Source organism: Terriglobia bacterium, from assembly GCA_020072845.1.
Taxonomy (GTDB): Bacteria; Acidobacteriota; Terriglobia; order Terriglobales; family Acidobacteriaceae; genus JAIQGF01.
Window position 1 is genome coordinate 43,209 of sequence record JAIQGF010000014.1, and the last position, 19,595, is coordinate 62,803.

A 19,595-nucleotide genomic window follows, 5' to 3' on the forward strand; every position below is an offset into this window, starting at 1 on the left:
CTGGGGGGCAGCGGCCATCCCTGTCTGGGCCGGCGAAAAAGCCAACAGCGGGCTGATGACCGCAATGGCCGTACCTGCTGGTGACCTGGGGATCTTAACGGCAGGCAAGGGGCTGAGCGGTCTTGGCCGTTCTTATTCCAAAAGTGCACCATGTGTTGCCCAAGGTTGATATATCGTGATACGATATTGTGATGGATTTGATCCATGGGAAAAGCACTCACACCGAGGGACTACAAGTCCTTGGCCGATTTGCGGCACCAGATTCGACGCTTCCTCCACTTGAGTGAGGTTGCTGTTCGCGGACTAGGCCTCGAACCCCGCCAACATCAACTGATGTTGGCTCTGAAAGGCCTTCCACGCGGAACGCGCCCGCGGATTGGGGAACTGGCAGAGCGGCTGCAAATCCGGCACCCCAGCACGGTGGAACTGGTGAACCGTCTTGCCACCCGCGGATATGTGCAGCGACAAGAGGGCGAGAATGACCGTCGCGAGGTCCTCCTCACGCTCACTCCCAAGGGAGAGAGAGTGCTGCGCGAACTATCGCTACACCACCGGGCCGAACTGCGCAAGGAAGGTCCCGCATTGTTCGGAGCTCTCCGGCGAGTGATGAGTTCGATCAAGAACACGAGTGGGCGGGACGCAGGCCTGCCTGACAGAAACGGAGAACAGGTTAGGCATGTCGGACCAGAACGGCGATCAACCCCTTCCCGGGCGAGATAGCAGTAAGAATTCCCAATTCATGAACGGCGGCAAACTTGCAGTCGCGCCGACCGGAGCATCCTTCGTTACACCGCCCGCCCAATTTCGGATGGCGCTGGTGTCTTTGCTGGCCGGCGCGATCGGCCTGATCGCCGGCGTGATTGCTTACGCTCTCTACAACCTGATTGCGCTGTTCACGAACGTCTTCTTCTATCACCGATTCGCGTTCGACTTCACCAGCGCCCGGCTGAACCATCTTGGTCTGTGGGCGATCGTCACTCCCGTCATCGGCGGGCTTATCGTCGGCCTCATGGCGAAGTATGGAACCTCGAAGATTAAGGGGCACGGGATTCCAGAGGCGATGGAGGCTGTTCTGATGAACCGGAGCCGGATTGCACCACGAGTCGCGATCCTCAAGCCCCTCTCGGCCGCGATCGCCATTGGCACCGGCGGGCCGTTCGGCGCGGAGGGACCGATCATTCAAACCGGGGGCGCGATGGGCTCGCTGGTCGGCCAAGTCCTTCATACCACGGCAGCGGAGCGGAAAGTGCTGCTCGCCTGCGGCGCAGCAGCCGGAATGTCCGCTACCTTTAACACTCCGATCGCTGGGGTGATCCTCGCCATCGAATTGCTGCTCTTCGAATTCAAATCGCGGTCCTTCATTCCCCTGGTGATCGCAAGCACCTTGGCTACCGCGGTACACGTCCAACTGCTCGGGGGTGGTCCCATGTTTAAGGTCGCCCCTGTCGACTTTGGCATACCAGGGGCGCTGCCTTTCTACCTCCTTCTGGGAGTGATCTGCGGACTGGCTGCGGTTGGGTTCAGCAATGCGCTGTACTGGGTCGAGGACCAGTTCGAGAAGCTTCCGATTGACGAACTGTGGTGGCCCGCCATTGGTGCGCTCGGGCTGGGCATCATCGGATACTTCGTTCCCCGAGTTTTCGGCGTCGGCTACGACACGATCGGCGACATCCTAAACGCCAACCTCGCGCTCAAGTTGCTCCTGGTCGTCATGATCGCGAAGGCGGTGGCACTCATTGTGTCACTCGGGTCGGGGACCTCCGGCGGCCTGCTCGCTCCGATGTTCATGTCGAGTGCGGCGCTAGGCGGAGCCTACGCCATGGTGATCGACCGTTTCTTTCCGACGGCCGGGCTTGCACCGGGAGCGTTCGCACTGGTAGCGATGGGAGCCGTGTTTGGCGCTGCTTCGCGCGCGGCATTCACCTTCATCATCTTCGCGTTTGAGATCACCCGTGACTACGACTCAGTGCTGCCTCTCATGCTCGTCACCGTAATCGCTGATGGCATAGCGATGCTCTTCATGCCGAAATCCTCGATCATGACCGAGAAGCTCGCCCGCCGGGGTCTGCGCATCCATCAGGATTACGAAGCCGACGTGCTCCAGCAGGTCGCCGTCGAAGAGACGATGGACGGAGATATCCCGGCAATCTCGAGCGCAATGCGTGTTTCGGAACTTGCGGACCGCATCTCGCGCCACGATCCGGCCGTCAGCGGCCATCAAGGCCTGGTGATTCTCGATCCCGAGGGCAACCTGGCGGGCATCATTACCCGCGGCGACGTCCTTCGCGCCCTCGACAAACATCCAACGGGCGACCTGAGCGTGCTGGATGCGGGCACGCGCGATGTGATGGTCACGTATCCGGAGGAGTCGTTGCACGACGCATCGAACAAGATGCTGCGCCACAATATCGGTCGTTTACCCGTGGTCGACCCGAAGAATCCCCGCCGAGTGATTGGCTACCTGGGACGTTCGGGCATCATGGCCGCCCGGCAGCGCCGAATGGAAGAAGAAGACGTGCGTGAGCCCGGTTGGATTGGTTGGTCCTCGCGCCGAAACACTTCTTAGCACAGTGGAGTGACTAGAGGGTGGAGCGAGGCTAGTATCAAGGGCCTGGTCCTGGTGTCCCACGTCAGCGGAAGTGAGACTGCCTGGTTCTGAGAGTTAAGCTACAGATTTGACGTTCAGTTCACCCGAAGAACGGGAGTGGACTGCCCGAAGCAGCGGGCCCCAGCCAGCCCTGTTTTGGCTGGCTGGAGTGCTGCGCAGGGCGGACTACTCCGGCGCGCATGGGACTTCCCTAGCTGCCTGTCTGTCCAGAACCATAACACCAGTAACCCCCAGCAGGGAGTTGCGCCCATCTGCTCGGGCTCGTAATCCCTGCATGGTGATCATTTTGGTTCAGATGTGTTGACGCGCGCGATGACTGGGGTAGCATCGTCTCTATCTACGAAGGGGAAGGGGTGCTCCCATGGAAAGCTGGTGGTGCGAGGCCTGTGCCAGGGTTTGCACCCTGGATTGCCACGGTCGTTGTTCGGATTGCGGCTCTGACCTGCTGATCAGTCAACCCGGTCAAGTAGAGACGGTCCATTCCGCTGAGGCGCTTAGGTAGGCGCGTAGGTAGATTCTCAATCCTGCAGCCGCGGAAACCCACACGCCCGACGGGGAATGGGGCAGCCAGCACCCTAGCCGCCGAGTATCGCAGGACATGTGTCAGGACGCGGATACTGACATGCACCGTTCGACCCGTAAGTGTTGAGAACCCGCAACGCCCCAACTCCGATTGCAGCCCGAGATCGCACGTGGGGTGGTATACTCCTCCGCTTCCCGGGCCGCTGCGCAAATCGACAAATAGGAGAACTCTGTGGACCTTAGCCGAATCATCGACGAACTTAAGGCAGAACGAGCCCGTTTGAATCAGGCCATTTCTGCGCTTGAAGGTGCGAATTCAGCAGGACGACGCGGTCGAACTGCTGGACTCCGATCTGTCCCAAGGAAGCGCCGCCGTGGCCACATGACCGCCGCCGGCCGGAAGCGCCTTTCCGAGTTGCTGAAAAAGCGCTGGGCACAGGGGAAGATGGGGAGGAAGAAGAAGGCGGCTTAGCCCGGCGCAACGGCTCAGAACATCGAAGCCGCTAGGTAGGAAGCAAGTCGGGATTCCCGCGGTGTGGCAGGGGCGACCCCGCACGGCACTTTCGGTTTGTCCCCTTCGGGAAATGCGCCGGGAAATCGCAGTCATGTTCCCAGTCGGCAACCCAACTAGCCGCCCACTGTGGCCTGCTTGACGTGCCATGCCCACGGCTTACGCCGTCCAAGTACTCCCCACTTTTGGACTTCGCAGCGGCCATCAGATTCCTTCCTAGCGACTTTTTCAACGCCCACGGCCCTGTTTTCACCATCAATAATGCCCCGAATTCCACTGTTCGCCATCGGCCCTGTGGTCGCAAATCAAGCTCACTGTTGCGCTCGCGGCAATGAGGCGTGGCCACGTCATCGTGGTGATCTTGATGACTTCGGTGGCCTTCATCCTTGGGGCGCTGCCGCTGGTGTTCGCCAGCGGAGCAGGATCCGCAGGGCGTCGGCACCACGGTATTCGGTGGGATGGTGATTTCCACGATGCTGAACCTGTTTATCATCCCGGTATTGTACTTGCGGGTGCGCAGCATTCCGCCCGCTAAGGCGAGCAGCCGCACGACGTTGTCGGAAGCCGAAGCGGACCAGGCCGATAGCGCGGTGACGCCACAGCGACAGGTGTGTGCGTGAGGTTCTATTCTCGCGGTAAATTCCCGATCCCAAAAAGAAACATACGGTGGTTAATTGCGCACGTGGCTCGTTGACTCGCTTGTTGAACGGACGTAGCATGAAAGTGAAGTACAGGGCAGGGAGCGCCCCCAGGCGAGAATTGCGGTTCCGCCGCAAAAGCGAGCTTGGGGACCAGTACCGAATGCGGTTGTCTGGAGCTCCTCAATGTCTCGACTGACAGAAACCCGATCACTTCCCACGATCGCGGGCGAGAATGATCATTTTTTTTTCATAAAGGGTGGTGACCAGAGCATGAATTGCGCCGGGGGCGCAATCTCGTGTGAGGTCGGGGTCTGGTCCGAGTTCGCTAGTCGTACTCCGGACGGCCCTTATATCTCGACGGCACAAAGTCTGATCTCTCCCAGCGGTCGTCCGATACGCGAACCAGGATTGGCAGCGCCTAGGGCCCAAGCAAAGAGTTTGTGCGGGCGGCAACCTTGTTGCGGTTGCGATTGAGGGTATGCGATTTCGGCCCCTGTGAGGATTTTCGAGCGGTAGTTTCGGCTGCGTAGGTGCTTCGCAAACAGCCGAAGGACATCTGCGTCGGGGCTCGCCCCGAGCCCAGTGCTTCAGTCTCGGAGGCGCCTGATGTCTTCTGCGTCGGAAACCCGTTCACCGCCTATCGCCCCAGATACCGATCACGCATCTTCAGAGCCTAACGGAATGCCCTGGTTGCATTGTTGTGCTTGCAATCTTAGGTGCGCCATTCCTCCGTTCGATGGCTACCTCGCCTACGGCATCAACTGCCTGTCGAAGCCTGAGGACCTGAACCCGGAGCAGTGGCTACAAACTGATGTTCAGCAATGGCTACATTAGCCAGGAGTACCGAACTTATTTACTTAATTGGCGACGCAAATCACCGGCATACATAACCGATCTTCACGGCGTTGGCCGGGGTTGACGCGGCGCTTGCAACGCGCGTCTCCGGCCAGCGCCGAGGAAGAGGGGATCCAACATGGGTACGGAGAATGAAGAGAACAACGGCGGGCTCGTGCAGATCCAGGACGCAGCGGCAGAGATGGTTGCCCTGGATGAAGCGACCGCTAATTGGGCGGTAACTTTCGCGCACGGCCCTGGCTTTGAGCCGAAGATTTTGGCTTTTGTGTGCAACTGGTGCACCTACACAGGAGCCGATCTGGCGGGTACCAGCCGGCTGAAAATGGCACCGAACGTACGGGTTGTCCGCCTGCCTTGCAGCAGTCGCGTGAACCCGCTCTTTGTCATGAAAGCGCTCGAGCGCGGCGCTGATGGTGTTATCGTCAGTGGTTGCCATCCCGGAGATTGCCACTACAGTACGGGCAACTACTACGCGCGACGCCGCCTTGCCATTCTGCATGACCTCCTTGCGTTTCTGGGCGTGGACCCTCATCGTGTGACCTTTTCCTGGGTATCCGCCGCCGAGGGAGGAAAGTGGCAACAACTGGTGAACGAAACCACGGAACGTGTCCGGCAGCTTGGACCGCACCCGAGGAACCAGCGTAGTTCCACCGGGGGGGTGGACACTTACCATGAAGGAGCTGCGTGAGCTTGCTCAAAAGCTTCTAATCGACGGCTCGGTCAAAGTTGTAATTGGATACGAAGAGGGCCCGCGCGGAGTACGCCCCGTCTTCGTCACCGAACCGGCGCAAGCGGAGAAGCTCATCTTCGACACGCGCTGCGTACACAACCTGGCCGCCTATCTGAACCCGCGGCGGCGCCAGATCGCCAAGCTTGGCAAACCTGCCGTCGTGGTCAAAGGGTGCGACGCGCGCGCTGTTGCCGGCCTGATTCGTGAGGCGCAGATCAAGCGCGAAGACGTGGTAATCATCGCTGTCCGTTGCGGCGGCGTCGTGCGGGACCCTGCCCAGAGCGCTGCGTTGACCGTCGACAACGTCTCCGATCGTTGTGCCGGCTGCAACGTCCGCGAGCCAAAGCTTTTCGATCATCTCCTCGGGCCGCTGCCACCGGCTCCACCACAAAGTACGCGGCGTGAGGACAAGCTCGCAGAGCTGGCAGGAATGACGCCCGCCGAGCGTTGGGCCTTCTGGAGCGGACACCTGGATCGTTGCATCCGCTGCCACGCCTGCCGGGAAGTATGCCCCATGTGCTTCTGTGTGCGCTGTACGGCGGATAGGAGCCGGCCCCAGTGGATTGAGTGTTCGCCCACGCCGCAGAGCAATCGTTCCTGGCAATTGATGCGGGTCTTGCATCAGGCCGGCCGGTGCGTGGATTGCCTGGAATGTGAACGTGCCTGCCCGGCAAATATTCCGCTGGGGCTCCTTAACAAATATGTTGCCCAGGTTGTGGAGCAACGTTTTGGTTACAGAAGCTGCGATGACCCGACGGTACCGGCGCCTCTGGGAGTTTTTTCTACCGATGACCAACAGGAGTTCATCCAGTGACGGCGACAATTTTGTCCCCATCGGATTTATCGGTGCTCGTGGCGAGTCTGGTCGCGGATGGGATTCGCGTGATCGCACCGGTGCGTGCCAAGGATGCTCCCGAACGCGCCGACTACCTGCCCATTAAGCGTCTCGAGGAAGCCGATTTTGCCGGCCCGCTGCCGCGACGGTCGCTCAAGGAATTCTTCCTCCCTCCATCCGAAGTTCTTTTGTGCTATCGGCTGCGGAAAAATGACGTCGAGATTGAGGAAATTCCAATCACATCTCCGCCGAAGGTGCTGCTCGGTGTCCGGCCATGCGACGCTGCCGGAATTGAGATCCTCGACCGCGTCATGGGTTGGGATTATCGCGATGAGCTATGGTTCGGGCGGCGTGAAGCGACCACCATTGTCAGTCTCGCCTGCACCGTCGCTGATGACTCCTGCTTTTGCACGGCCGTGGGGCTCGGACCGGATTCCACCAAGGGTTCCGATGTGCTGCTTGCTCCGCTGGAGGGAAGCTTTCTTGCCCAGGCCGTTACCCCGAAAGGAGAGGCGCTGTTGAGGAGACAACCGCTCGCGCCGGCAGCCGAAGCCACCGACATCCAGAAGGCAGAGGCCCTCGCGAGCACAACGCAGAAAAAGGTGGCGAAAAACCTGCCCACTGTTCCCGATGAAATGCCCGCTTGGCTGGCGGGGAAATTCGACCATGACGTTTGGAAGTCGATTGCCTTGCGATGCCACGGCTGCGGTATCTGCGCCGCGATCTGTCCAACGTGCCACTGCTTCGACATCGTTGACGAGCACGAGCACTACGATCGAGGCGTACGCCGCCGGAACTGGGACTCGTGCCAAACCACGAAATTTACGCTGCACGCGTCCAACTACAATCCCCGAAGTTCGCAGGTCGAACGGTTCCGCCAGCGAGTCATGCACAAGTTCTCGATCTACCCGCGCCGATTCGGCGCGTTCTTGTGCACCGGCTGTGGCCGCTGTTCTCGCGGCTGCCCCGCCGGCATGAACCTTCCCGAAGTCGTGGGCCAGCTGATTGAGCTTGCGAGGGCGGAGTCCCAGGGGGGCAGCAGATGAACCTCTATCAGCCACGCCTGATGCGCATCCAGGAAATGAGGGACGAGACTCCTGACATTCGCACGTACAAGTTGACCTTCCATGAACCGAAGGTCGCGGAGAGGTTCGACTTTTTCGCCGGGCAATTCGGCGAATACTCCGTCTTTGGCGAAGGAGAGAGCACGTTCTGCATCGCCTCACCGCCCACGCGCAAGGGGTACATCGAATGCAGCGTCAAGGCTGTCGGGAAGGTGACGTGGGCCTTGCGCCGGCTGGGTGTGGGAGACACGGTGGGTTTTCGCGGCCCATATGGGAATTCTTTCCCGATCGAACAGATGAAGGGGCACTCGATCGTGTTTATCGCCGGCGGTATCGGCATCGCGCCAGTGCGCAGCCTGATCTGGAACGTCCTGGATATTCGCGACCAGTTCAAGGATGTGACGATCGTTTATGGGGCGCGCACGGTGGCCGATCTTGTCTACAAGCAAGAACTGGAGGAGTGGTCGAAACGGACAGACTTGAAGCTGTGGGAAGCGGTAGATCCAGGCGGCCAGACGCCAGACTGGAAGGGCGAAGTCGCCCTCGTTCCCGTGCTACTGGAAAAGGCTGCGCCTGCGGCCGCCGACAACTTCGCGGTCATCTGCGGCCCGCCCATCATGATCAAGTTTACGCTCCCGGTACTCACCAAACTGGGGTTCCCGGACGACCGCATCTATACCACGCTCGAAAACCGCATGAAGTGCGGAATCGGCAAATGCGGGCGTTGCAATGTCGGGTCCGTCTACGTTTGCAAAGACGGGCCGGTGTTCACGGCCGCCCAGATCAGGAGCTTGCCGAAGGATTTTTGACGCTGCTATCGAGGAGCACGAGGAGGAGAGGGTTCATGGGTTGGGGGAAAGGAGAGGGTCCATGAGTTCCGAGTCGCGGATCGGGGTTTACCTTTGTCATCCCGCCGGCAGCGATCAAGGCGTGGTGGACCTTGAGGCAGTCGCGGAATATGCGGCGCAGTTGGCTGGTGTCATGGTGGCGCGGATTATGCCCGTCCCTCGGCGTCTGGACCCCGAGGGACTCGCCGCCGAGATGCGCCAGGCCCGCTTGAACGCCGTGGTCCTGGCCGGCGACTCGCCCGGGTTCTACAAGCCCGCGTTCGCACGCGCGCTTTCTCTGGCGGGCGGCGACCCGGAGCAGGTCCGGCTGGCTTCTTTCCGCGAACATGGAGCTGTGTCTGACCGCACTGCTGGACGCGCTAAGGCGGTGCTTGCGTGCGCGGTGTATGGCGTCCCATTTACGCTCGCGGCTGAACCGGGGTGCGTGCCTGTCCAGACCGACACGCTGGTCATCGGAGCTGGGATAGCCGGCATCCAGGCTGCTTTGGAGATCGCGGATGCGGGTTACAAGGTTCACTTGATCGAACGCGCGGCAACCATTGGTGGTCACATGGCGATGTTCGACAAGACATTTCCCACCCTCGACTGTGCCGCCTGCATTCTCACGCCCAAGATGGTGGTCGCCGGCAAGCACCCCAACATCCATCTCATGGTCCTGTCTGAAGTGCAGGAGGTCTCGGGCGGGCCGGGCGCATACCAGGTGAAAGTGCTCAAGCATACCCCGCGAGTTGATGCCGAGGCATGCACGGCGTGTGGCGAGTGCGCGCAGTTCTGTCCCGTCTCAGTGGCCAGCGAATTCGACGCCGGTATAGCGACGCGCAAAGCGATCTATCTTTCGTTCCCGCAGGCCGTCCCCAACGCTTACGCCGTCGACCCGCGTTCCTGTCTCTGGATCCAGAGCGACGGCAAGAAATGCGGCGCATGCGTCAAGAAGTGCGACAAGGGCGCGGTTTGCCTGGATGCCAAAGATGAAATTGTCGAACTCAACGTCGGCAACATCATCGTTGCGACGGGTTACGATGTCCTCGATGCGCGACGGGTTGAGCGCTATGGGTATGGGATCTATCCCAACGTTCTCACCGCACTTGAGTTCGAACGCCTGAGCAATGCCTCCGGGCCGACCGCCGGCAAGATCGTTCTGAAGACCAAGCGGCAAAATAAAAGAACGAAGACGGACGAGTGGGTCTTGGATGCTGACGGACCCAAGCCTAAGGCGGTGGCGATCATTCATTGTGTGGGGTCTCGCGATCACAATTACAACCCTTATTGTTCGCGCGTCTGCTGCATGTACTCCCTGAAGTTCGCGCACCTCGTCCGGGAGAAGCTGCCGGAGGCGAAGTGCTACGAGTACTACATTGACATGCGCGCCTTCGGAAAAGGCTACGAAGAGTTCTTCGAGCGCATTAAGGAAGAGGGCGTGTGCGTCGTGCGTGGCCGCTCGGCCAAGGTCATCGAACGTGACCGGCAGATGTTTGTCCGCGGCGAAGACATCGTGGCGGACCAGTTGACGGAAGTGCCGGTCGACATGGTTCTGCTCGCGGTGGGAATGACGCCGGCTGCCGGCTCGGTGAAGCTGGCGGAAATGCTCGGCATCGACCGGGAAAGCGACGCCTGGTTCAACGAACTGAACTACAACACCGAACCGAACATGACCGAAAGAGGTGGGATCTTCGTGGCCGGGGTGTGCCAGGGACCGAAGGACATCCCGGACACGGTGGCACAGGCTTCAGCGGCTGCGGCGAAGGTGCTGCGCGCCATTGTTGGCGGCAAAGTCCAGCAGGGCCGGGCTGACCTCACTGTGTCGGAGATCGAGGCCAAGGCGCAAGTGTTGGCGCAACTCTGATCGGAGAAGGGACAATTATGGCAGCTCGCGTGAACCCAATGTTCATCGGGGACCTGGAACGCTATGGCGCGGAGGACGTCGCCAAGTGCTACCACTGCGGTAATTGCACCGCTATCTGCCCGTTTTCCCAGGAGCCATTCCTTTTTCCGCGGCGCAGCATGCGCTATTTGCAGATGGGCCTGGAGAAGCCGCTCCGCTCCTCGCTTGAGCCCTGGCTTTGCTATTACTGTGGCGAGTGTTCGGAGCAGTGCCCGCGTGAAGCCGAGCCCGGCGAGACCATGATGAGCATCCGGCGCTGGCTCATTTCCCAGTATGACTTCACGGGCCTGTCCAAGTTGTTTTACCGCTCCTGGAAGGCGGAGCTTGCGGCCATAGCGATCGTGGCCATTCTCACCGCTGTCGGCTTTCTGGCCTACGGCTTCCATTTTGGGGGCGGAAGCTTATCCGTCTACGACGGCCCGAAGGCATTCCTTCCCGCGGAGTCGGTGCACATCTTCGACTGGATCATGGGCACGACTCTTTTCCTGCTGCTGGCCATCAACGCTGCGCGTATGTGGCATTGGACGATGCGCGGCGAAGGCGCTCCCCGGGTCTCTGCCTGGAGTTATGTCCGCTGTCTGCCCCTGCTGGTGGTGCATTTCTTCACGCAGAAACGATACCGCGAGTGCGAAAACAGGCGACCTTGGGCACTCCACCTTGTGCTCATGCTCAGCTACGTGACCATGCTGGTGCTGATCATGTTTTTCCTGCGGGCCATGCAGTACGGACCGGCGATACGCTGGCAGGCGCACATCTTCGGCTATGCCGCTTCCCTTGGGCTGGTTGTCACCAGCGTCGCGGCACTCCAAGGACGCCTGAAGAAGAACACGCCCGCACACCGACATTCGCACGAGTCCGACTGGATGTTCCTCGGCTTGCTCATTTTTGTGGCGCTGACGGGAATCCTCCAGCACGTGCTGCACCGGGCGGGACTGCCGGCGGCGGCGAATGTCACCTACGTAGTGCACCTCCTGGGCGTGGTTCCGATGCTGACGCTGGAGGTGCCGTTCAGCAAGTGGTCACACCTCGCCTATCGGCCACTCGCGATGTATTTCGCGGCGTTACAGCAGGAGGCCTACGCGACGGCGCAGGCAGGGGCTCGGGTCGAAGCGGCGAAGCGGCACCTGGTGGCGTAAGGGTTCAGGAGACGATATGCAAGGCGAGCGGATCGGCGTTTACATCTGTAACTGCGGCACCAACATCGCCAAAATGGTCGACCCGGATGCGGTTGCCGAAGCGGCAAAGGAGATTCCAGGTGTCGCCAGCGCCCGCTCGTACAAATACATGTGCTCCAATCCCGGCCAGGAAATGATTGCCCAGGATATCCGGGATCTTTCCCTGACCCGCGTGGTGGTATCGGCATGCAGCCCGCGCATGCACGAAGGCACGTTCCGCAAAGTGCTGGAACGGGCAGGTATCAATCCCTACTTGCTGGAGATGGCCAACATACGGGAGCAGTGCAGTTGGATCCACGAAGACAAGGTGGCGGCAACCGAGAAAGCCAAGGACCTGACGCGTGCCGCCATTCAGCGAGTGAAATACCACGAACCGCTGGAGAGCCGTTCGGTGGCGATGTGCCCCGCCACCCTGGTGCTCGGTGGCGGCATTGCGGGCCTGACGGTTGCGCTCGAACTGGCCGAGGCCGGACAACAGGTGTACTTAGTCGAGCGCGACCGCCAACTCGGCGGCAACGTGGCGCGGATCGACTCCACCTTTCCTTACCTCGATTCCGCCCGCGACATTATCAGGGAACACATTATTCGGGTCGGCCACCATTCACGCATCCGCATTTTTCTAGAAAGTGAATTGGTTGAGTTGAAGGGATATGTCGGTGACTTCCATCCGAAAATCAAAACCGACGCCGGCGAGGTGGTCGAACTTAGCGTCGGCGCGGTGGTGGTCTGCACCGGCTTCCGGGAATTCGACCCGGCCCGCATCGAGGAGTACGGCTACGGCCGCCTGCCGAACGTGATCACGTCGTTCGAGTTGGAGGCGATGCTGCGAAGCGGGCGGATCGAAACTCGCGACGGTAAGCGCCCGCGCTACATTTCGATCATCCACTGCGTGGGTAGCCGCAGCTCGCAGTTCCATCGCTATTGCTCACGCGTCTGCTGTGCGACCGCGCTCAAATACGCACACCAGATCAAGTCGGCGATTCCGGACGCATATGTTTCCGACCTGTACATCGACATGCACGCCTTCGGCAAAGGCTGCGAAGACCTCTACAAGAAGAGCGCCGAAGAAAAAACCCTGTTCCTGATGTACGCCAAGAACCAGGCGCCGTCGATCCGCTTCGCGAGCCCGGGGGACAACTGCGGCATGTTGATACAGATGAGGGAAGTGCTATCGGGCAAGGAAATCGAGATTCCGTCGGATTTGGTGGTGCTGATGGTCGGCATGGAAGCGCGCGCGGATTCGGGCAAGGTCGCGCGCCTGGTCAACATCAGTCGTGATAAGGACGGCTGGTTCATCGAGAGCCACCCCAAGCTGGATCCGGTCGCCACCACGACCGACGGCATCTTTATCGCCGGCGCTTGTCAGGGGCCCAAGGACATTCCCGACACCGTATCCCAGGCGCGGGCGGCGGCGGCACGCATCCTGGCAAAGATTGCGCAAGGAAAAATCGCGGTCGACGCGGTGTTTTCCGAGGTCGAAGACCAGTTCTGTTCGGGATGTCGCACGTGTGGCGCGGTTTGCCCTTATGGGGCCATCGAGTACGACGAGAAAACCGGCCATAGCCGCGTCATCAGCGCGGTTTGCAAAGCCTGCGGATGCTGCGTCGCCGCCTGCCCCTCAGGAGCAATCAAGATACGCCACTCTACGGACGAGCAGATTTACGCCCAACTCGAAGCCGTGCTCTGAATTGTTAGCGACCATCCTCCCATCCACACGCCCGCCCAACGAGGATACCCTCAATGAGTTTACGCACCCGACTGATCCCGTTTTCGCCGAACTCCTTTGCCAGGTCCGGGCGACGCAGACCAGTGTGGTCCGCAAAAACCTCATCAGCCCTGGCGTGTATGAGAACACACGACTTCTGATCGATGGCCGTCAATCTTGTTCCGCTTGCGGCAGGCCCTGGATCACGGCTGACGCGAACCCGATTAGCCGCTCCAATGCCGGGCGTTATGCGCAAGCCTCGGCGGCAGCCGGCCTTGTCCATCTTGTCGCTACGCTGTTCGGCGTAGGGGCCGGTCTCATTCGCTTCTTGTGGTTGGGATCAACCGCTGAAAACGCATACGGTGACTTCACCTGGCTGAGGGCGGCAGTGATCACCAGCAAACGATGCGCATAGCCGGCCATCCGCCGAAGCCGGGAGACGAATACACCACGCTCGGTGGTCAGTGAATGGACCAGATCCGACAGGTCCTTTCGCTCTACCCACACATCCTCCAGTCCGACGATGGAGTAGTCGCCCAGCTTCAGCGCCTTGCGCTCGATTCCGGCAAACCATCCCGCGAAGCGCGAGCAGTCGAACGGCTTCTGCTCCCGCGTGTCCACCAGCAGCACCGGCTTGGGAGTCTTGAGCTGCGTGCCGCCGCGTTCCGCCAGCACCGGGATGCGAGGGGCAGGTGCAGGGGCTGCCATCATCTGCTACCAGGCTGGATTAAACGTGTCACAAGAAATCCGAGCAGCGAGCTCGTGAATTCGCAAGCGGTTGAAACAGGAGTCTCGACGAGTGTCGAGCGGCTCGATCTCCTGACCAAAATCAGTGGCTCTCTACCGCTTCGGCGGGCGATCTTTCGAAAAAACGAACATCCGGCGCCTGGCCCGAGGGTTTACGACGACAGTGAGAAACACAGAGTCAATCGTGGAAACACATGGCTCAGGGCTGGCGAGAGCAAATTTCTTTTAATTCGTTGGAGAGGAATGACTTGGCTCCTCAGGTAGGACTCGAACCTACAACCCTCCGGTTAACAGCCGGATGCTCTACCATTGAGCTACTGAGGAGTGTGGCGAACGCGAATTTTTCTCTTACGTTTATATCGCAATTTCTCACCCGCGGTCAAAGTGGCGGTGCAGGTTATTGACCCGGATTTGGAGCCATGTTATACATTCCTCTCTTGTGCTCCGCGAAACTGGCGGGCGCAAGCAACCCCGCGGTCCCATCCCGGCCGGCAGCAGGCGAAATGGGGCCATGAGCGCGGCCAAACGCATAGCTCCCGCCTTGACGTGGAAGCGCGCATCCGGGTGGTATCAGGTACGAGCAACCGCTCTCCCTTCGCCGCAGGCCTGGACGGAGAGAAAGCGAGGATGCGGCCCGATTCGTCGTCCTATTCATGTGAATACCGTTTGGAGGACTTTTATGCGTACCCGGCTCCCGTTTGGCCGAGCCCTGTCCGGCTTCGGACGTTTGCGTCGCCCGGCCCTGATTCTGGCGATCTCAGTTGCACTTCTAACCCTGCTCTCCACCGCGAGCTTTGCCCAGCAGGCGGCGCCCGCGTCGCACGAGATGAGCGGCGAAGCCAGCCTCAAGCTCCCCGATCTGTCCACCGTCTCGTTCCTGGGCATGAACGGCCACAGCCTGCTGCTGATCGGCATCCTGTTCTGCATTTTCGGGCTGCTGTTCGCGCTGGTGCAGTATATGCAGCTCAAGAGCCTGCCCGTGCACCGCGCCATGCGCGAAATGTCGGAACTGATCTACGAGACCTGCAAGACCTACCTGGTGACGCAGGGCAAGTTCCTGGCGATTTTGTGGGCGTTCATCGCGGTGGTGATCGTGCTCTACTTCGGCGTGCTGCTGAAGGCGGAATATTCCGTCGGCGTGGTGCTGATCATTCTCGGCTTCAGCGTGGTGGGTATCCTGGGCAGCTACGGCGTGGCCTGGTTCGGCATCCGGGTGAACTGCTTTGCCAATTCGCGCGTCGCATTCGCCGGATTGAAGGGAAAACCCTATCCCTGCTACGCCATCCCGACCAAGTCGGGCATGAGCATCGGCATGGCGCTGATCAGCGTTGAGCTGCTGATCATGCTGATCATTCTCCTGTTCGTTCCCGGCAATTATGCCGGCCCGTGCTTCATCGGCTTCGCCATCGGCGAGTCGTTGGGGGCGGCGGCGCTGCGTATTGCCGGCGGCATCTTCACCAAGATCGCCGACATCGGCAGCGACCTGATGAAGATCGTGTTCAAGATCAAGGAAGACGACGCGCGCAACCCCGGCGTCATCGCCGACTGCACCGGCGACAATGCCGGCGATTCGGTCGGCCCCTCCGCCGACGGTTTCGAGACCTACGGCGTCACCGGCGTCGCGCTCATCACCTTCATCCTCCTCGCCGTGAAAAGCCCGACCATCCAGGTGCAACTGCTGGTCTGGATCTTCGTCATGCGCGTGATGATGCTGGTGTCGAGCGCGGGCTCGTACTTCATCAACGGCGCCTGGGCCAAGGCAAAGTACGCCGGCAAGGACGAGATGAACTACGAGACGCCGCTGACCACGCTGGTGTGGCTGACCTCCATCATCTCCATCGCCCTCACCTACCTGATTTCGTACCTGATGATTCCCAACCTCGGCGGCGACACTTCGTTGTGGTGGAAGCTGGCGAGCATCATCTCCTGCGGCACGCTAGCGGGCGCGGTGATCCCCGAACTGGTCAAGGTTTTCACCTCGACCGAATCGCGCCACGTGAAAGAAGTGGTGACGTCGGCGCGCGAAGGCGGCGCCTCGCTCGACATCCTCTCCGGCTTCGTGGCCGGCAACTTCTCCTGCTACTACCTGGGCGGCGCGATGATCATTCTCATGTCCCTCGCCTACTACGTCAGCTTGCAGGGACTGGGGGCGATGCTGCCCGGTACCAACATACCGCTGATGCTGGCGCCCGCCGTGTTTGCCTTCGGACTGGTGGCGTTCGGCTTCCTCGGCATGGGCCCGGTGACCATCGCCGTGGACTCCTATGGCCCGGTCACCGACAACGCGCAGTCCATCTACGAGCTCTCCCTGATCGAGACATTGCCCGGCATCGAGAGCGAACTGAAGCGCGATTACAACATCACCACCGTCAACTTCGAGCGCGCCAAGTACCTGCTGGAAGCCAACGACGGCGCCGGCAACACCTTCAAGGCTACGGCCAAGCCGGTGCTGATCGGCACGGCGGTGGTGGGCGCGACCACGATGATTTTCTCCATCATCATGGCGCTGACCCACGGCCTGACCATCAACGTTGACAAGCTCTCGCTGCTGCACGCGCCGTTCTTCCTCGGCATGGTGACGGGCGGCGCGATGATCTACTGGTTCACCGGCGCCTCCACGCAAGCGGTGAGCACGGGCGCGTATCGCGCGGTCGAATTCATCAAGGCCAACATCCGGCTGGAGGGAGTGGAGAAGGCGTCGGTCGAGGACAGCAAGAAGGTGGTGGAAATCTGCACTCAATATGCGCAGAAGGGCATGTGGAACATCTTTCTCGCCGTGTTCTTCGGGACGCTGACCTTCGCCTTCATCGAGCCGTTCTACTTCATCGGCTACCTGATCGCGATCGCCATCTTCGGCCTCTACCAGGCGATGTTCATGGCCAACGCGGGCGGCGCCTGGGACAACGCCAAGAAGATCGTCGAGGTCGAGCTGCAGCAGAAAGGCACCGAACTGCACGCCGCCACCGTGGTCGGCGACACCGTGGGTGACCCGTTCAAAGACACCTCCTCGGTGGCCATGAACCCGGTCATCAAGTTCACCACGCTGTTCGGCCTGCTGGCGGTGCAGTTGGCGGTGAAGCTGACCAGCGAATTGGGCTCGGGCGTGGCCCACCTGATTGCGATCTGCTTCTTCGCCGTGTCGTTCACCTTCGTGTACCGCTCGTTCTACAGCATGCGAATCGGCACGCTGGAGAGCGCGCAGGCGCCGGTGGTGGAGAAGGAAGAAACCATGGCGCACAGATAGTCGCGAGTCGCGAGTTGCGAGAAAAAGCCACCCGGAGACGGGTGGCTTTTGTTTTAGATTCACCTGTTGTGAATTGTGAGACTCCCGACTCACAAGAACCAATCCATCTGGTAGACGAGACCTTAGAACGGAATATCCTCGTCTGTTATTTCGGTTGAAGTCGGGGCTTCGAGAAGTGGCGTGCCATCATCGAGAACCACAGCCGGGTTCGCCGGGTCCGTTGATTGTTTGAGCGCCTCAGCGAGCTGCGATTGCCAGTTAGTTGGGAACTGCCGAACGTTTGCGATAATCGCCTCGCGAATACTCACATCGCCATTCTGAACTGCTGCGGAGATTGCCCTTATCGCTCTCTTAACCTCGCGCTCGTCAGTCAGTATCTCCGGCAGGTGAAGCATGAAGTATTTTGCGACGTAGCGGCGATCATCGTCGTCTACACCTTCCAATTTTTGAATTAACACTCTTGCGCCATCTGCACGGAGAGTGAAGTTTTTCATGAACCTGCTAGCCCACGTGCCGAGCGGGCCAATCGTCTTTCCGGTTAGCTGTATTTCGCCCTCCTCAACGACTCGAATGAGCTTGTTCTCAATTCGGAGACGCGAAGCCTCAGCAATTCGTGGCCACAGTTCCGGCGTTAGCATCTGTAACGCAGTCCGGATGGCGACGTCTTCAGCTGTGGTTCGGAATTCCTCAGACACCGTGCTAAGGTACCGCGCGAGTTGAACATCGCTGAGATCTGACAGCAGTGTTGGCACGAGATAACGCAGCTTTCGAACTTCGAGTGAGCGGCGAACTCCAAATAGGGCTGCAAGCGCATCGCCGCGCCGGTTCGTGGGGACCTCCGCGACGAGTAGCTCGGCGTATCGCTTAGACTCCACGAACTCAGGATCGGAGATGCTCGCGATGAAACTCTCGACTGTAAAAGCTTCCTTAGAAGCGTTGAGGATGCGCAGGATGTAATCCAAGAAATGGACAATGGCGTCCGCGTCCTCTTGCGAATCCTTGAATTGTTCGTGGCTCCTGGGGTTTCGTATCGCGAGATACACGCCGCGCAGCAATTGCTCAATTCCCCTTTGGACGTTTTTCTCGCTTTCTGATTGGAATGCGTTTACGCGAAGCTTCGGAGTATCCCCGCCAAGTGCTTGTCCCACCAAGGCAGCTCCATCGCCATCAGCGCCAGATCTGTCGCGAAGGATCGTCGTGAGATGGTGCACCGCCTCAAGGATCGCGTGCGAGTAATTTCCTGACTCGTACGGACCTCGAATAGCGTCCCACAAGTTACTCGATATGTGCGTCTGGAGATTCATGTTCCGCTCCACGTATCCACTTGCCGGGTGCCCCGCCCAACGCGGTTTTCGTTGGGTGGGATTCCGTGCCGCCGTGGCATTACACCGATCGTTTCAGCATTCGGAACTGCGTGATCTCAACTCTTCCCTCGGGAAAAATGGCCTCGATGCGCAGGGTCCCTCCCATTGCTCTGACGAAGTCCTGAAGCGTGCTGACATACATATCAGCGCGGTGTTCCAGCTTCGAGACAGCCGCCTGATTCACTCTCAAAATCCTGGCGAGGTGTTGTTGCGTCATCTCGCGGGCTACGCGAAGTTCGTCCAGCGCCATGGCCTCTGCGTATTGACGAGCTTTAGCCCGGGCGCTTTCTTGGGCCTCGGGACTCATCTTTTCTCTTAGCGCCTTGAACCTTTTTGCCATCATCCCTCTCCTGTTTGCGGCGGTCCCGCTTTATCTCCTTCAAGTGTTCGTCGAACAGATCGTCCGCGATTGGAACAAACTGGTTGTACCAGTCTGGGTTGCCCGTCTTGTCGCCGCCGATGAGCAGGATCGCGGTCCTGCTCGGGTCAAACGCGTAGAGGACCCGAAGCTCACTCGGCTCTCCTCCCGGCTTCGTTACCCTGCCGCGCAGTTCTTTCATATTGGCATATCTGGATTGGCCGATCACGTCAGAATGGGGGCGAGGAAGGACGGGCCCACGTTCTTCCAACAATCTGACTTTGGCGTCAATCTCGACCTGCTCGTCGGAGGTCAGCGTGTTCCACCACGCCTCGAATTCAGCCGTGAATTCGACCTCCCATGCCATAGATGGAATATAACTTAGACGGAATATATTGTCAACAGGGTTGTGACCGCCCCTATCGGAAGCGGTCAGAAAAGCCATCCGGAAAACGGGTGGCTTTTTCATTTACCATCGCGCCCATTTCGGCGAAACTTTGAGTGCT

The 19,595-nt window shown here is 59.8% G+C and carries 14 protein-coding genes, 1 tRNA gene and 1 pseudogene; 11 read left to right on the forward strand and 5 right to left on the reverse strand.

Translation table 11 applies throughout. The annotated features are described in order from the left end of the window. The first annotated feature begins 204 nt into the window (after nucleotides 1–204). From LAN70_14770 to LAN70_14815, 10 genes and pseudogenes are all read left to right on the forward strand, one after another. Nucleotides 205–720, forward strand: coding sequence for a MarR family transcriptional regulator (locus tag LAN70_14770; GenBank protein MBZ5512416.1), 516 nt, complete (start codon nucleotides 205–207; stop codon nucleotides 718–720). 19 nt (nucleotides 721–739) lie between these two features. Then, a complete protein-coding gene (locus tag LAN70_14775) occupies nucleotides 740–2,566 on the forward strand; it encodes a chloride channel protein (protein MBZ5512417.1) in 1,827 nt (608 codons plus the stop codon). A 1,406-nt stretch (nucleotides 2,567–3,972) separates the two neighbouring features. Further along, nucleotides 3,973–4,261, forward strand: a pseudogene (locus LAN70_14780) (efflux RND transporter permease subunit). Nucleotides 4,262–5,318: 1,057 nt separating this feature from the next. After that, the gene (locus LAN70_14785; protein MBZ5512418.1) at nucleotides 5,319–5,825 is read left to right on the forward strand and encodes a hydrogenase iron-sulfur subunit; all 507 of its coding nucleotides are present in this window, start codon (nucleotides 5,319–5,321) and stop codon (nucleotides 5,823–5,825) included. After that, nucleotides 5,809–6,681 carry a Fe-S oxidoreductase gene (locus LAN70_14790; protein ID MBZ5512419.1) on the forward strand — a complete coding sequence of 291 codons (873 nt, stop codon included), beginning with the start codon at nucleotides 5,809–5,811 and terminating at the stop codon, nucleotides 6,679–6,681. Before LAN70_14785 ends, LAN70_14790 begins: the two co-directional genes overlap by 17 nt. Nucleotides 6,682–6,719: 38 nt before the next feature. Continuing rightward, nucleotides 6,720–7,748, forward strand: coding sequence for a 4Fe-4S dicluster domain-containing protein (locus LAN70_14795; protein ID MBZ5512420.1), 1,029 nt, complete (start codon nucleotides 6,720–6,722; stop codon nucleotides 7,746–7,748). After that, nucleotides 7,745–8,575 carry an FAD/NAD(P)-binding protein gene (locus tag LAN70_14800; protein MBZ5512421.1) on the forward strand — a complete coding sequence of 277 codons (831 nt, stop codon included), beginning with the start codon at nucleotides 7,745–7,747 and terminating at the stop codon, nucleotides 8,573–8,575. Before LAN70_14795 ends, LAN70_14800 begins: the two co-directional genes overlap by 4 nt. Before the next feature lie 61 nt (nucleotides 8,576–8,636). Beyond that, on the forward strand, nucleotides 8,637–10,457 hold the full coding sequence (locus LAN70_14805; GenBank protein ID MBZ5512422.1) for a CoB--CoM heterodisulfide reductase iron-sulfur subunit A family protein: 1,821 nt from the start codon (nucleotides 8,637–8,639) through the stop codon (nucleotides 10,455–10,457). 17 nt (nucleotides 10,458–10,474) lie between these two features. After that, the gene (locus LAN70_14810; GenBank protein ID MBZ5512423.1) at nucleotides 10,475–11,632 is read left to right on the forward strand and encodes a 4Fe-4S dicluster domain-containing protein; all 1,158 of its coding nucleotides are present in this window, start codon (nucleotides 10,475–10,477) and stop codon (nucleotides 11,630–11,632) included. Between the two features lie 16 nt (nucleotides 11,633–11,648). Beyond that, nucleotides 11,649–13,358, forward strand: coding sequence for a CoB--CoM heterodisulfide reductase iron-sulfur subunit A family protein (locus LAN70_14815; protein MBZ5512424.1), 1,710 nt, complete (start codon nucleotides 11,649–11,651; stop codon nucleotides 13,356–13,358). Nucleotides 13,359–13,622: 264 nt separating this feature from the next. Here the strand turns inward: LAN70_14815 and LAN70_14820 are convergent, their stop codons facing one another. Both LAN70_14820 and LAN70_14825 read right to left on the reverse strand, forming a co-directional pair. Continuing rightward, nucleotides 13,623–14,084 (reverse strand): hypothetical protein, encoded by a 462-nt coding sequence (locus LAN70_14820; protein ID MBZ5512425.1) that lies wholly within the window; start codon nucleotides 14,082–14,084, stop codon nucleotides 13,623–13,625. 288 nt (nucleotides 14,085–14,372) lie between these two features. Next, a tRNA-Asn gene (locus LAN70_14825) sits at nucleotides 14,373–14,447 on the reverse strand. Between the two features lie 355 nt (nucleotides 14,448–14,802). Between LAN70_14825 and LAN70_14830 the strand changes: the two genes are divergently transcribed. Next, nucleotides 14,803–17,367 carry a sodium-translocating pyrophosphatase gene (locus LAN70_14830; protein ID MBZ5512426.1) on the forward strand — a complete coding sequence of 855 codons (2,565 nt, stop codon included), beginning with the start codon at nucleotides 14,803–14,805 and terminating at the stop codon, nucleotides 17,365–17,367. A gap of 122 nt (nucleotides 17,368–17,489) precedes the next feature. Here LAN70_14830 and LAN70_14835 read toward each other — a convergent pair whose 3' ends face one another. The 3 genes from LAN70_14835 to LAN70_14845 all read right to left on the reverse strand — a co-directional run bounded on the left by LAN70_14835 (nucleotide 17,490) and on the right by LAN70_14845 (nucleotide 19,456). After that, nucleotides 17,490–18,671 carry a TIGR02391 family protein gene (locus tag LAN70_14835; protein ID MBZ5512427.1) on the reverse strand — a complete coding sequence of 394 codons (1,182 nt, stop codon included), beginning with the start codon at nucleotides 18,669–18,671 and terminating at the stop codon, nucleotides 17,490–17,492. 79 nt (nucleotides 18,672–18,750) lie between these two features. Beyond that, the gene (locus tag LAN70_14840) at nucleotides 18,751–19,071 is read right to left on the reverse strand and encodes a helix-turn-helix domain-containing protein (protein MBZ5512428.1); all 321 of its coding nucleotides are present in this window, start codon (nucleotides 19,069–19,071) and stop codon (nucleotides 18,751–18,753) included. Then, nucleotides 19,004–19,456 carry a type II toxin-antitoxin system RelE/ParE family toxin gene (locus tag LAN70_14845; protein MBZ5512429.1) on the reverse strand — a complete coding sequence of 151 codons (453 nt, stop codon included), beginning with the start codon at nucleotides 19,454–19,456 and terminating at the stop codon, nucleotides 19,004–19,006. Before LAN70_14845 ends, LAN70_14840 begins: the two co-directional genes overlap by 68 nt. Nucleotides 19,457–19,595 lie beyond the last annotated feature (139 nt).